Here is a 13,537-nt window from a genome sequence, read left to right on the forward strand (position 1 = left end):
GCTAGCGCATTTTAATCCCAGACTCTAGCAGGGTTGAGCGGTAATCATCGTCTAGCCCTGCCATTTTCTTTTTCCTCGCCATACTTGCTGACTTAGATGCATCTTGTTTAAAAAGCGCCATGGCTATCTTTCGCATTACATTAAACATTAATGGCCCTTGAAGTTTGCGTATTCTCGATTCATCTTCTCTGAAGTTCATATCAAGCATCCAATGCATGCTTTCAACCTGCCAGTGACTGCGTACTGCATTGAGTGCTTGCGCTGCATTTAAGTCTAATGAACTTATATACCAGCGTGTTTCAGTGGTATCCGACCCTGCCGACTTATCATGAACTTCAGCCCTGACCTTAATAATACTCGTTAAGCCAGGCCAACGATAATCCTTGCCTAGCCAGCTTTTATCTATAAGTAACTGCTGGCATGTACGTGTTTCAACACGCCCATGTCCTGAGCTTATTTCGGTATGTTCATCACAATTATGCTTAGTTAACCTTTCACGCTCGCACTTGTGCCACCACGCTTCTAGTTCCTTTTGCATGCCTGAATGATTACCTTTAAGTGCAAGAATATAATCTGCTTTTTGTTGGATGATTTGTTTTGCTATTTCTTGTTGGCATCCCATCGCATCTAACGTAATGATACTGTTTTCAATATCGAGCAGGGTGAGTAATTCTGGTATTGCGGTGATTTCATTTGTTTTATTATCAACAGCCGTCTGCCCAAGCACTAACTGGTGTTGGCAACTCCATGCACTGACCGTGTGTAAGGCACTTTTTCTGTCTTTTGTGGTAAATGAACGCCGTGCGGTTTTGCCATCGATAGCGATGATATCTGCACCTGTAGTTTCAATCAGTGATGATATCCAAGATTGAAATGCCCTTTCTATTTCATTTGCTTTTAACCGACACATGACGCGAGCAATCGTGTCATGTTTTGGAATTCCTGCGTTGAACGTGCCGTATTTTTTTAACCAATCAAGCTTTAGGTGCCCAAAGTCTTCAATATCTTCCCATCCTTCTGCACCAGAGAGTACAGCGCTAATAGCAAGGAGAAGAATATCGATAAGTTCATGCTTTTTACAACGTTCAATGCGAGGATCTGTAATTGAATTAAAATGTTTCAGAAAAGTAGTGCTCATATTTATGCGACCAAGTAATTATTATGCCTTGATCTGATCACTACTTGCTCTATAAGTTCAATTTATAATGATCTTGCCGTGGTTACTATATGGAATGGGTTTATTAAGTGGATCTGAGATAATATGTACTTGCTTAACAAATTCATAGCTGGCAACAAAGTGCTCGGTAAGTAATTGTCTGTTTAACATACTGTGACTGAGTTGCTCATTTAGCAGCGCTAGATCTTTAATATGATCATCAAACCAGATGTCAGCAAATTGCTTTGCAATGCTGCTTAACTCTTGCAGTTCAACATGCGCACTTTGCTCTAAGCTTCGATTAACATACTGAAAACTGAACCAAGACAAAAGACATAAAGGTCCAAGCGCAATAAGAATAAAAGCGATGATTAACTTACTACGAATTGATTGACCGACACTATTAAAAAGTCCTGGCCTAGCAGAGTTTTCCATGAGTAGTATCAAATAACTATAATAAATAGGTTACTTATATTAATGCATTAAAAACCACAAGACGCAAGTTTATGCCCTATGAGTTTATTAACTAGTTTAGCGTCTTGCTGCCAAAATTAGCACGCTAAAAACGCCACCCAATCCTATAGGCAAACAATTATTGTATTTAATCGCATTTTAATTGCAAACAGCTCGCGTTCTCATGTAACATTACATCTTTATTGCTATTAGCCATTTATAGGTGCGTGTGTTGTTGAAGCTGTGGTTACGTCGGATCCATTTAGTATTAGCATTAGTAAGCGGGCTATTTATAGTGTGTCTGAGTTTAACGGGTGCGTTACTTATTTATGCTAAAGATATTCAATACATTATCCAACCCCAGCAATGGCTCGTAGAGCCTCAACAACAGCCACTTAGCTACGAAAAACTAGTTAACACAGTCGCAACCACAACGGGTGAAAAAGTGACACGACTCATGCCAGAACAACGACGTGATTTGGCTTGGCAGTTACAACTAGCGAGCACACAGTATGCGAGTGTAAATCCTTATACGGGTGATATTTTACACCAGTATGATTTTTATTCGACAGTTTACGGTTTCACAATGGCGCTACACCGCTGGCTGCTTTATGAAAACGAACAAGGTGAAAAGTCATTACGAAACTGGGTATCAACGTGTGCGCTTATTTTTATCATTACCCTGCTTGTAGGCGTATATTTATGGATAAAGCCCAAAAACAGACTTAAACGATTAGTTATAAAGCCAAAAGCAAAATTACGTATTTTGCTGTATCAACTGCATACAGTTATTGGTATGTACTTGTTTATTCCGCTAATACTCATTGCTTTTACCGGTATAGCCTTTCATTGGAAAGATGAAACCAAGGCAGTACTTGAGTTTGTAACCCAAGATAAAGTTACTAACCGCCCCAGCGCACCTGTGGTTGAACTCCCCAGCGCCCCACAACAACAGCTAACTTTGGCACTAAACAATGCGCTTGCCTTTTTCCCTGATGGCGAACTGTATCGTATTTATTTTGCCAAAAAAACCACTGAACCAATCGCACTGAGAATTAAAAACCCAGGTGAGAGCCACGCTTATAGCTGGGTATGGGTAAACCCATACACAGGTGACGTGCTGCAAAGCTATGATGCATCTAAAGCTAATTTCACAAGCAAAGCATGGGATTTTAAATATAAACTCCACATTGGAGACTTTGCAGGCTCACTGGTGCAAATACTCTGGTTGTTTATAGCGCTCACGCCTGTGTTTTTTACCCTAAGTGGCTTTTACTTTTGGTATAAAAGACATTATCGGTAATACAATGCTTATAGAGTTAAGCGTTGTTAAAAAGTGCTAGTTGTAGACGCTGCAAAAGGCTGCATTAACTCTTTTGCTTTGCTAGCTTTGTCACTATCGTCGGTGTGCACGATTAGTACCCACTTACCAGCTCTAGTTGCTTTTCTAACATCATTAATTAAGGGATCGTGATCGGGCCTGATGGACGTGAACCCCGCCGCTAGCATGGCTATAAATAAACAAATCACGCTAATTGCAATATAGGTTTCAAATACATACACCTGCATAAAACTAAGCTCTAAAAACAACAATAAACTGCTAATTAATATACCAACAACAACCCCGCCAACAGCAAATATAAGATGCGTTTTAAGCAAGGTTTTACCTATATTTTTATCTTCAGGTTCAATTTTCTGATCAAAATGTGGGTCATGGGGAGGAACTTGCTTTAAATTGCTTTGCTTAAATTGGCTATCGCGATTTAACGTATCAAATGCATTTTCGGCCGCTTCTTCATTACTAAATATACCTGCAATTTTAGTGACACGGTCTTCACTACTCATAGCTGATGTCATGATCATCTCCTTTTCAAAAGTCTGTAACATCTTAAGTTAACTACTTGCACTATATAACTAATTACACTTACTAAATGCAAAATTAATACCATGCTAGTTGCAATATATTTAGCGTACCTATAAAACAGGATGAGTAATTAAAAACGTGAATAAAAAACATCTAACCATTGATTTTAAAAAGTTTATAACCTCATAGTAAGAATAAAATAAACAACTCATTTACTGTGCACTTAATTACTCAAAGTAAATCTAATGAGTAAAATATAGCCATGTAAGTAAATATTGCATTGTGCCCAATCAGCGAATGCAAACACAAACCAGTTTCGCCACCCTAGCGTTTAACTCGTCATTCTTTATTGTTCACCCTTATCACCATACATAACCGAGTTACTTCAAGGATCACATATTTAAAGCAGCACTGAGCTTAATTTCATCAACAATAACCGCCGCCTGCATTACTGATGATACAGCCAATAAAAAAATCTTAGCCAATCGAAAATCGAGTATGTCATTATTTCTAAAAGGCGTATCTTTGAAAGTATTGATGAAGTGCCTACTTCAATTACCACTGTTAACCATAAACAAATTAAGCGCATTTAAAAGTAACTCTTAATGCGGACCTTACTTCGGATACTGCCAGGTCAGTAATATGGGCAAACGATAGCAAAAAATATACCGCCGTTCAGGTCGCTGTTAATAGCTAAAATATATTTAACGTCAGTGCGTTATATCAATTGGTTGCAAACTGGCAAGGATTTATGGGTAGTGAAAACATACTTAATTAAGATTACGTTTCTGCGGCTCTACTCACTTATTTATATGTAAAAAATACAAATAACAACATGTTCATAAAGCAACCAACAATACAAACTTAAACGAGAATCAAAATCAATAGTAAACCAATGATTTAAAAAGGAAAACGCTTGATTTCCTGCATTTTTATACTACACTGTTCGCAACTAAGGTTTATGAGGTGCACCATTATGAAAGGTAATCAGAAAGTTATCGACAGTTTCAATAAGTTACTTGCTAATGAATTAGCAGCAATTGATCAATACTTTATTCACTCTCGCATGTATGACGATTGGGGATTAGATAAACTCTACGTTCGCTTAAACCATGAAATGGAAGAAGAAAAAGATCACTCTGATTGGCTCATCAAGCGTATCTTGTTCTTAGAAGGTGTACCAAACATGACCAAACGTCGTGACTTAATTATTGGTCATGACGTAAAAAGCATGATGCAAAATGATTTAACGCTCGAGCTTGAAGTCGTCGAGTGCGTAAAGGAAGTTATTTCTATTTGCGAGCAAGAGAAAGATTATCAATCTCGCGAAATTCTTGAAAAGCTACTATTTGATACCGAAGAAGATCATGTTTATTGGTTAGAGCAGCAACTTGGCTTAATTGAAAAAATAGGTACGCAAAACTACCATCAAGCACAAATGGGCGAATAGGAGCTAATTATGAAAGGTGATAAAGACATCATTACAGCACTTAATAAAGTTTTAGCCAATGAGCTTGTTGGTATCAACCAATATTTTTTGCATGCTCGTATGTTTAAAGACTTTGGTTTTACTGTACTTGATAAAGCAGACTATAAAGTCTCTATTCAAAAAATGAAAAACGCCGATCGTTTAATTGAGCGTATCTTATTTTTAGAAGGCTTACCTAACCTACAAGACTTAGGTCGTTTACGTATTGGTGAAAACAGCGAAGAAATGATTGCCGCTAATATGAGCTTTGAGTTAGACACACTAAGCGATTTAAAAGACGCAGTAAAATTAGCTGAGAGCAAAAAAGATTACATCAGCCGCGAAGCACTCGGTAACATTTTAAACGACCAAGAAGAACAAATTGATTGGCTCGAAACTCAGCAGTTACTAATTAAAAATGCAGGACTTGAAAACTACTTACAATCACAAATGTAGTGTATAAGTAATGTTTATAAGATAAAAAAAGCAGCCAAGGCTGCTTTTTTATCTCTATTTATAACACATTTTCGATGGGAAACAATGACATAAACCATGCCTGAAAACGACGCCAGCTTGATGCTTTAGGCTCGGTGGTAAACACCTCGCCGGTGATCATATCTCGCCATATTATCTCGTCACTTTCAGATTCTTTTAGCTCAAGTTGCCAAGCGTATTCGGGCATTTTCATTGCAGCCCAATGACTCAACATACTGCTTAACTTTTCACTTTGAATAAGCACACCCATCTCGGTATTTAAATTAAACGAACGCGGATCTAAATTTAAGCTGCCAACAAAAATTTGCTTATCATCCATAGCCATTGTTTTTGCGTGTAAACTTGACTGTGAAGAACCCGTTAGCCTTTTATTTTCTTTTTTATTTTTTAATGTGGTTTGCTCTCTGGGTTTAAGCTCCCATAACTTTATACCCGCACGCAACAAACTTGCACGATATTGTCCGTAGCCCGCATAGACAGACGCTACATCTGTTGCAGCAAGAGAATTAGTTAATACCGTTACATTAACTCCTTTTTTTATCCAGCTGGCAAGCAGATCAACACCTTCATCTTTTGGAATAAAATAAGGTGAAACGATCACAGCCTTTTCCTCAGGCTCACCCATCGCTTTAAATAAGCTTGGCGACATATTTGCAGATTTTTCATCTACAGGATTAAGGAGTTTATCTGGGTGATCATAAAACAATTCTGCTTGTTGCCAATCAAAGTAAATTTCATCAGCGATAAGCTTGCGTGTAAATTCGCTCGATTCAAGCTGTTTTACATAATCACTGTCTTCGTGAGTCACTAAATAGGCTTTTAACTTTTTAGAAATACTATCAAGCGATTGCTGATCGCTATCACCGCGTAAAGCTTCAATAGGGGAAGCTAGTTGGTGGTTCCAATATAGCTCAAATGCTTTAGACGCTTCAGGCACCACATTACCAACACTTAATACATCTAAATCAATGAACGCAGAGCGATCTTCTGCCGCAAAGTAAGCATTTCCAATGTTCCGTCCACCAGTAATAAACGTCTGGTTATCAACAATAAGACTTTTATTGTGCATTCGACGTGATAGTTGATTAAAATTAGTAATCAAGCCTAAAGCCCGAAACGTGCGGTTTGGGAACGGGTTAAACAACCGCACCTCAAAGTTAGGATGAAACGCGAGTGCACCTAAATCAAACTCACTGTCTGCTTGAGACATATCATCCAGCAACAAACGTACTCGTACGCCCCGCTCTGCTGCGGCTAATAGGTAAGCAGTAAGTAAATAAGTTGTTTGTTGACGATGATACAAATAATATTGTACATCTATTGTATGTTGCGCAGCTTCAATTAACGCTAAACGCGCAACAAAGGCATCAACACCATCGGCAAGTGGATAAAACCCCGACAACTTTGGGTGGTCATATCCCACAGTATCTCCTAATAATCTCAATGTAGCAGGATCAATAGCATAATTTTTCTAGTATATCTTGAGGTCGTAAACTGACACAACCCGTTTATATACCAGCAGATATAAAAAGCAGATTGATTTCATATATTACTTCACACAAATAGCGCTTTCTATTAACTAAATGAACGTAACTATAGCGCTAGCTGATTAATATATGAATGTAGGATTGGTAAAAAAGAAGAAATAAAATAAGCTTTCGAGCAAGTGTTAAGCTACTTGCTCAGTGATATCAGCAATTTGGATTAGCTTTCTATTGAGGATCTTTTTAGTACAGCCACAGCATTTGCCGCACTGACTACCGACTTTAAGCTCTTTACTTAGCTCACGCATTGTTGTTGCGCCTTCGTCGATTGTTTGTTCAATTTTTTTATCTGTCACACTATGACATAAACAGACATACATGAATACAAACCACTCTCAATTAGATTAATAACTACATACTAATCTAAACGAAAATAGTTATCAATAGTTATTTGCAGGTTTTTTTCTTATTCTTTGTTCTTGGTGAGCGCCACTTAAAATGAGATTTATTGATCTTATTAAGGCTTTAAACTGTGCCATACAAATCGAGATTCAATTATCTTATTAAGACCCTAAACTATGCCATACAAGTCGAGATTTATTAATCTCATTGAGTTCTTAAATTTAAGTAAGGTTGGCTTTAGGTAAATTACAGGTGAGTTGATAAATTAACTTTCAAGGGCAGAAAAATATTAATGTCCTACGTTTGATATTATTGGAAGTATTTTAATCTTCCGGTTTGTGCCATAAGCCGACTATCAGCCGTAACTCGTTTCTGCCCCATTATTAGTTAACGTAAATACTCTATAGGTCGATTTTGAGCGAGGAAGAAACAACCACAGCTTTCATATTTGTTTTTTAGTTCTACAAAATTATCTCTTGATTAAGTTTGGTTCACATGATTGTACCTCGTTAATACGATTTCCAATTATAGAAGCTAGCTCTTTGATAGTTGATGCAGGGTGCGCAATACCTAACGACAAGTTAGTTTGATATGCAGCCATTGGTTTTTCACCGGTAGGAACTTCAATTATTTTTATTTCCCCATATTGAGTCTTGTTTAAAGTACCCCAAATAATGCCTGCAAGTTTTATACGGCCACCAAGACTTAAGTTGGAAGCGGAAGTTTTATACATTGGCACTTCATAACGAAAAACTGGCGAACCACTAGAACCGCCAAAAATTGGCATATCCACCAAAAACTCTCTCTTACCGTTAAAATCTGTCAGCATATTAGTTGCTGTATGACCAACTCGGCTAATTGGCATGTTGTTGGTGCTATCCCATAAACCTGTTGGATATCCGCAAACCATTATTTGTTCAACATGCGCCACCGTAACCTCTTCGTCCTCTGTCATTAAGTCGTTGCTGTCAATTAGATGAGCTCTAACCTTTGAACTATTCTGTAGTCGAGACATAAAAATACTCGATATATCAATAGCACATAAATCGATTTCGTCGCTTGGATGTGGAAAATAGTTATCAATCTCTGGGGAAATATTACGAATTATATCTACATGGTGAGTTAAATCATTTCTGTTAGCAGGTTGTCCTCCTTTGCCCATTTCGTACAAGTTATTACTGCTTGTAATTGTAAAGTTGATATAATCACTTCCCTCTACAACATGCTTATTGGTCATTATAACTACTCTTGAATTAGTAATATTACCGTTGTCAGCTCGATAGAAAAAACCTGTACCAACTGAGCTTGGTGGACTTCCCTTTTTACCAGCTAAAATGCGAACTGTAGAAAGAACTACTGCGTCATTTTGTGGGACTGAAACCTGAGTCATTATTATTCCTTTTAATTTTTGTGTATTGCATCATAAGTTTGGATTTTAAGTCCGCTTTCATATTAGCGCAAAGCTAAAGAGTGTCCAAAGGCGGGTTATAAATATAACTCGCCTTTGCCCCTTTATGAGTTAACGCAAATACCCTATAGGTCGGCTTTGAGCGAAAACCAGCCATTGAGATTGGCTAAATATCGTCGTTAATTGATTGGTTAAACTGCTCTTTGCGCATATATTCATGAAAATGAGCGCTGCGCGCATATTGTTCCATTTAACTTTGCTTTAAGATAATAAAAAACTATGTGATAGTAATATCTTAGGGAATTTGTTAAAACTACATAAAGTAGGTAAATGAGCGTTATAACGGCAGAAATATGCGCGATGAGCGCACTATTAAATTGTTATGTGCCAATCACTATTAACTCAAATTAGGAAATTACATGAATAAAATAATATTAACTTTTGTATTTGTCTCTCTCCTTGGTGGCTGTGCAACAGCCGTAACAAAAGGCGAGCGAGTATTTATCACGCCTTCAGACTCTGCTCACTTAGCAAACTGTAAGATGCTTGGTCAGGTCCAGGTTGACGCTAGCATTAGCGGGTTGTGGGATAGAAACCAACAAACAATGGAAATAAAGAATCGACTACGCGATGCAGCAGCAGAGCGTTATCCAGAAGCGGATACGGTAACTCACTCTGATCTGAATGTTGGAGCATGGTCAGCTCCAGATGCTCAAGCAATGGGCACAGTTTTCAAATGTTTTAACAACTAATAGTACAAGCACATAATCGGGTAGCCGGAGGTCTCTAACCTCCAGCCCCCACACCACCCATCATGCGGGTCCGCAATGGGCGGTTCATCTCCCGTAATGAATATTGATCCAAATATCTCTCAAAGACACTAAACCTTGTGAAGCTAAGTAGTTATTGCCTAGCGCAATGTTAATTCCTTTTGTTTTTGAGCTTCTACAAGGGCCTTTACTGGTGATACCACAGGCTATGGCGAGTCGTTCGCTAACACCCAATTTCATTAAACTGCGTACTTTGGTGCGAGGTTTACGCCATTGCCGCCAGTAGCACATTCTTATCCTACGGCGGATCCAATGATCTAAATCCACCGTTAGCTGATAAGCGTTGGCTATCAGGTAGTAGTGTCCCCAGCCGCGCAAATACTGTGTGAGTTTATGAATTTGTAGGGTCATTGAGATCCCCCAGTTGCGGTTAGTGAGCTCCCTGACATTTGCTTTAAATTTCTTTAGCGCCTGTTCGTGGATCTGCACTTGACCGTAACGGAAGGTAAACCCGAGAAATTTCGAGCCTGATACGGGACCGACCCGACTTTTCGATTCATTCACTTTGAGTTTTAATCGCTTAGTGATGAACGCAGTAATTTCCTGTTGGATTATTAATCCTTCGCTTTTGGTTTTTACTAAAATGATTATGTCATCAGCGTAACGTGCAAACTTAAGGTGTTTGTAGGTTAGCTTCTTATCTAATTCATCGAGTAAAATATTGGAAAGTAAAGGGGATAATGGCCCACCTTGAGGGACTCCTTTGGTAGACTCAAACCACAGACCTGTTTCGCGCTCTGCGATCCCCGCTCGTAAGTATTTACCAAGTAGCCGCATGAGTGCTTTGTCTTTGATTTTACGACCAACACGATTCATCAGCATGTCATGGTTTACTTCATCAAAGAACTTGGACAAGTCGATATCAACCGCTGTTTTATAACCTTGTTTAACACAAGATTGAACATAGTTCACTGCTTGACTGGCTCTTTTATGAGGGCGATAACCATAACTATGTGGTGAAAATTGAGGCTCAAAATAAGGGCTAATCACTTGAGCAATGGCTTGTTGGATCACTCTGTCGATAACAGCGGGGATCCCAAGCATTCGCTCACCGCCATCAGGTTTGGGTATCATCACACGTTTGACTGGCAAGGGTTGATAAGTGCCGTTAAGTAATTGGTGTTTAATACCCAGCCAATGTAACTTAGCGAAGTGATTAAATTCCTCAATACTCATATTATCTATACCCGCAGCCCCTTTATTGCGCTTAACATGTTGCCATGCTGCACCAATATTGTGGTTGCTTAGTACCCTTGCCATCAGATCATGATCTGTTTGGTTATATTCATTTGAGGTATTATTCACAGTAGAACGCTATTCATCACTATCACAACACGGTGATCTATGTGAATTCAAGTTCATTTGTAGTATCTCCTCTGGTTAAGATGTTCAGGCCTTCACCGTGTCCCCTCCATTACGATGGGCGTTTGGCTACTATGCCGTCTGCTGACTTCTGATAAATCACTCTAGCGATTACTCGATAAAGCGCGTCGAAACTAACGCTTGTTTACTGCTATTTCGCTCGCTGTAGGTCGCAGCAACCAAAGCGCCAAGGGTTGAACAACCAGTCCCTAACTGGTAATCTCCAAGCGTTAGCGCGGATGCGTGTTTATCAGAACTCCCCGAATAAGGTGCATCGACTTTCTCTGCACAACTGCATCATTTACGGTGGCCGTTAGATCACATGACTTCGCTATCTTGTGCTAGCTCGTCTCCAGCCTACGCCTCATATGATGTTTTTGTTCATCAGCTCACAGATTTGCTAGCGGCTTCCTCTAGACTATCTCTCGCGATTTAGCCCTTGCCATTCGCTAGTAGTTATCGTTTAATAACAGTATGTTATTTAAACGGTGATCTTCCTACAGAGGACTTTCACCTCATTAGTCAATGCCCATGTCGGGCGTACACAAAGCATTGCAGCGGACAAGCCGCTGAATGCGGCGTTAATCGAATGGATTCATACATAAGCCAAAGGGGTCAGGAGCCAAAGGGGTCAAATCTTGACTTCAGACATTATAACTCCTGACTGTCTGCTTCTGGCACAGACTGTGTAAAAACTAATTTTTAATAAATTGTCTTGGGTATGTTCTTAGTTTAAAACCATCTAGGATGGTTGCGATCGATTTTTTCTCAGTATCACAATTTTCTCCGCGCGAGCGAAACTGCTATAGCAACGCTACTCTAATCGCTTTACTTAGACCATTAACTCCCATAATTGTGAGCATTCTTCTGAAGTTGTAAGCCAGAACATGAAGACTTATTTCTGTACTCACGCTTTTTAAACCTCGTGTTAGTAAGTGGGTAGCTCCCATCCAGAGTTTAATTGTGCCAAAGGGGTGCTCAACAGTTTGCTTGCGATGAAGCATCAATTCAGGTTCATTCTTTAGCTTTTGAAGCATTTCTTCTGTCAGAATCTCATGCACCCACCGCCTTATTCGCCTAGGGTCTTTTTTAGAGTTAGTGCACTGACTTCTTATTTTACAATCTCGACAAGCAATGTGATTGAAGTAAACATCAAGGTATTTACCTTGCTCAAATACCTGCATTCGATTTTGAAGTTCATTACCAGCGGGGCATAAGTAAATATCTTTATTTGCATCGTATTTGAAGAGTGAGCGGTTAAATATCCCTTTCTTTTCAGAGGACGATGTATCCGTCTTGGGCATGATTGGCTCTGCACCCAAATCGATAGTATCTTTTATATCGGGCTGACTGAAGTAACCTTTATCTGCTAATACCCTTATATCTTCCTTGCGCAATGCTTTTTGTGCGAGTTTTGTCATTGACGCAAGCTGGCCTCTATCTGGCACGTTGGTCACCTCATGCGCCACTATAAGGTGGTGCTTGGTATCAACCGCACTTTGCACGTTATAACTCACAACTCTTGTAAAACCTTGAGTTTTCATTAAACGTGAATCAGGATCAGTAGTGGATATTTGCTTGTCAGGATGAGCTTCAACTTGTTCTTTAATCTCGTGTAGTTTTTTTAACTGGCTGCGAAAGTCAGCTAGCCTATCTTTTGTGGCTTTAATTTTTGTGACGTTAGCTTGCTCTTTATCGGCTTCATCAAGTAATTCAAGGTAACGTCCAATGTTCTTTTCGACTCGGTCGATGTGGAATTTAACTTTGCTTGGCGTAAAATTATTGCCTTTGTTGTTGCTAGCTTTAAACTTACTACCATCGATGGCAACAACTGGTTTCTCAAACATATTCAGACGACGGCAGACTTCAACAAACGTTTTGCACACATTTTTTATACCATCTCCGTTGTCTTTTCTAAAATCAGCAATCGTTTTAAAGTCGGGTGCCAACTTACCAAGTAGCCACATCAGTTCAATATTGCGTTGGCATTCGGTTTCTAATCGGCGGGATGATTGAATACGGTTGAGGTAACCATAAAGATACAGTTTTAATAATGTGGCTGGATGATACTTAGGGCGACCTGTGGACTTTAAAGTTAATCCTTTAAACCCCAATTCAGCTAGATTTAGTTCCTCAATGAAAACATCAATCACTCTGACCGTATTATCTTCACTGACGTAATCTTCCAACGATTCTGGAAATAACGTTGATTGGTCACGACTTTCACCGCTTATAAACTTTGACATACTGCCTCAACCCTCAACTGAATCAATAGTCTAATTATATAAATATCAGTATATTAAGTGAACTAAATGTATAGATTAATAGATCATAAGCAGAACATACTTAGACCAAAAGGTGATCAGAGTTTTCACACAGTCTGGGCACAGAGCCGTCCTTCGGCTCTAACTCATTTATGTCCATCGACGATTTATCAATATAACTCACCTTTGCCCCAAAATGAGTTAACAAAAATGCTATAAAAGTTTGTTTTGAGAAGAAAGGACGTCCATGAAGAAAAGAGCGATTCTTTCATCTTAGGGAGGCTCAACATTTAACAAGCTGCTTCTCATTTAGTGCTTTTTGTTGCTATGATGTCTTGGAGTACAGCAAAT

Annotated in this window: 12 protein-coding genes; 4 read left to right on the forward strand and 8 right to left on the reverse strand. The window is 39.0% G+C overall.

The genetic code is table 11. The annotated features are described in order from the left end of the window. Position 1: 1 nt before the first annotated feature. Positions 2-1,138, reverse strand: a complete 1,137-nt coding sequence (locus ACT3S9_RS18475) for an ISAs1 family transposase (protein ID WP_008466968.1) — start codon at positions 1,136-1,138, stop codon at positions 2-4. 57 nt (positions 1,139-1,195) lie between these two features. Continuing rightward, positions 1,196-1,591: a hypothetical protein gene (locus tag ACT3S9_RS18480; RefSeq protein WP_441836332.1), complete on the reverse strand. Its 396-nt coding sequence runs from the start codon at positions 1,589-1,591 to the stop codon at positions 1,196-1,198. A gap of 253 nt (positions 1,592-1,844) precedes the next feature. Here ACT3S9_RS18480 and ACT3S9_RS18485 point away from each other — a divergent pair, with 253 nt between their 5' ends. After that, positions 1,845-2,912, forward strand: a complete 1,068-nt coding sequence (locus ACT3S9_RS18485) for a PepSY-associated TM helix domain-containing protein (RefSeq protein WP_441836333.1) — start codon at positions 1,845-1,847, stop codon at positions 2,910-2,912. Positions 2,913-2,938: 26 nt separating this feature from the next. Here the strand turns inward: ACT3S9_RS18485 and ACT3S9_RS18490 are convergent, their stop codons facing one another. Continuing rightward, complete coding sequence (locus tag ACT3S9_RS18490; protein WP_441836334.1) at positions 2,939-3,466, reverse strand: hypothetical protein; 528 nt, start codon at positions 3,464-3,466, stop codon at positions 2,939-2,941. A gap of 983 nt (positions 3,467-4,449) precedes the next feature. Here ACT3S9_RS18490 and bfr (ACT3S9_RS18495) point away from each other — a divergent pair. Both bfr (ACT3S9_RS18495) and bfr (ACT3S9_RS18500) read left to right on the forward strand, forming a co-directional pair. Then, positions 4,450-4,923, forward strand: coding sequence for a bacterioferritin (gene bfr, locus ACT3S9_RS18495; protein ID WP_441836335.1), 474 nt, complete (start codon positions 4,450-4,452; stop codon positions 4,921-4,923). 9 nt (positions 4,924-4,932) lie between these two features. Continuing rightward, the gene (bfr, locus tag ACT3S9_RS18500) at positions 4,933-5,397 is read left to right on the forward strand and encodes a bacterioferritin (RefSeq protein ID WP_441836336.1); all 465 of its coding nucleotides are present in this window, start codon (positions 4,933-4,935) and stop codon (positions 5,395-5,397) included. Positions 5,398-5,455: 58 nt separating this feature from the next. Here the strand turns inward: bfr (ACT3S9_RS18500) and ACT3S9_RS18505 are convergent, their stop codons facing one another. From ACT3S9_RS18505 to ACT3S9_RS18515, 3 genes are all read right to left on the reverse strand, one after another. After that, complete coding sequence (locus tag ACT3S9_RS18505; RefSeq protein WP_441836337.1) at positions 5,456-6,859, reverse strand: phospholipase D family protein; 1,404 nt, start codon at positions 6,857-6,859, stop codon at positions 5,456-5,458. Positions 6,860-7,105: 246 nt separating this feature from the next. After that, positions 7,106-7,300, reverse strand: coding sequence for a (2Fe-2S)-binding protein (locus tag ACT3S9_RS18510; protein WP_441836338.1), 195 nt, complete (start codon positions 7,298-7,300; stop codon positions 7,106-7,108). Between the two features lie 491 nt (positions 7,301-7,791). Then, positions 7,792-8,712: a trypsin-like peptidase domain-containing protein gene (locus ACT3S9_RS18515; RefSeq protein WP_441993503.1), complete on the reverse strand. Its 921-nt coding sequence runs from the start codon at positions 8,710-8,712 to the stop codon at positions 7,792-7,794. A 437-nt stretch (positions 8,713-9,149) separates the two neighbouring features. On the opposite strand from ACT3S9_RS18515, the gene ACT3S9_RS18520 reads away from it, so the two are divergent. After that, the gene (locus tag ACT3S9_RS18520) at positions 9,150-9,482 is read left to right on the forward strand and encodes a hypothetical protein (RefSeq protein WP_441836339.1); all 333 of its coding nucleotides are present in this window, start codon (positions 9,150-9,152) and stop codon (positions 9,480-9,482) included. A gap of 84 nt (positions 9,483-9,566) precedes the next feature. On the opposite strand, the gene ltrA is transcribed toward ACT3S9_RS18520, so the two are convergent. Further along, entirely contained in the window at positions 9,567-10,865 is a 1,299-nt protein-coding gene (gene ltrA / locus ACT3S9_RS18525) for a group II intron reverse transcriptase/maturase (RefSeq protein WP_444751145.1), read from the reverse strand. An 860-nt stretch (positions 10,866-11,725) separates the two neighbouring features. Continuing rightward, positions 11,726-13,168: an IS1182 family transposase gene (locus tag ACT3S9_RS18530; RefSeq protein ID WP_444751146.1), complete on the reverse strand. Its 1,443-nt coding sequence runs from the start codon at positions 13,166-13,168 to the stop codon at positions 11,726-11,728. Positions 13,169-13,537: the final 369 nt, after the last annotated feature.

This window comes from Pseudoalteromonas sp. AOP31-A2-14 (genome assembly GCF_052378035.1).
GTDB lineage: Bacteria > Pseudomonadota > Gammaproteobacteria > Enterobacterales > Alteromonadaceae > Pseudoalteromonas.

Excerpts from the sequence above, each read along its gene's own strand:
- ACT3S9_RS18515 (WP_441993503.1), bottom strand. The coding sequence starts at position 8,712 with ATGACTCAGGTTTCAGTCCCACAAAATGACGCAGTAGTTCTTTCTACA.
- ACT3S9_RS18520 (WP_441836339.1), top strand. The coding sequence starts at position 9,150 with ATGAATAAAATAATATTAACTTTTGTATTTGTCTCTCTCCTTGGTGGC.
- ACT3S9_RS18475 (WP_008466968.1), bottom strand. The coding sequence starts at position 1,138 with ATGAGCACTACTTTTCTGAAACATTTTAATTCAATTACAGATCCTCGC.
- ACT3S9_RS18490 (WP_441836334.1), bottom strand. The coding sequence starts at position 3,466 with ATGACATCAGCTATGAGTAGTGAAGACCGTGTCACTAAAATTGCAGGT.
- bfr (WP_441836336.1), top strand. The coding sequence starts at position 4,933 with ATGAAAGGTGATAAAGACATCATTACAGCACTTAATAAAGTTTTAGCC.
- bfr (WP_441836335.1), top strand. The coding sequence starts at position 4,450 with ATGAAAGGTAATCAGAAAGTTATCGACAGTTTCAATAAGTTACTTGCT.
- ACT3S9_RS18510 (WP_441836338.1), bottom strand. The coding sequence starts at position 7,300 with ATGTATGTCTGTTTATGTCATAGTGTGACAGATAAAAAAATTGAACAA.
- ACT3S9_RS18530 (WP_444751146.1), bottom strand. The coding sequence starts at position 13,168 with ATGTCAAAGTTTATAAGCGGTGAAAGTCGTGACCAATCAACGTTATTT.
- ACT3S9_RS18480 (WP_441836332.1), bottom strand. The coding sequence starts at position 1,591 with ATGGAAAACTCTGCTAGGCCAGGACTTTTTAATAGTGTCGGTCAATCA.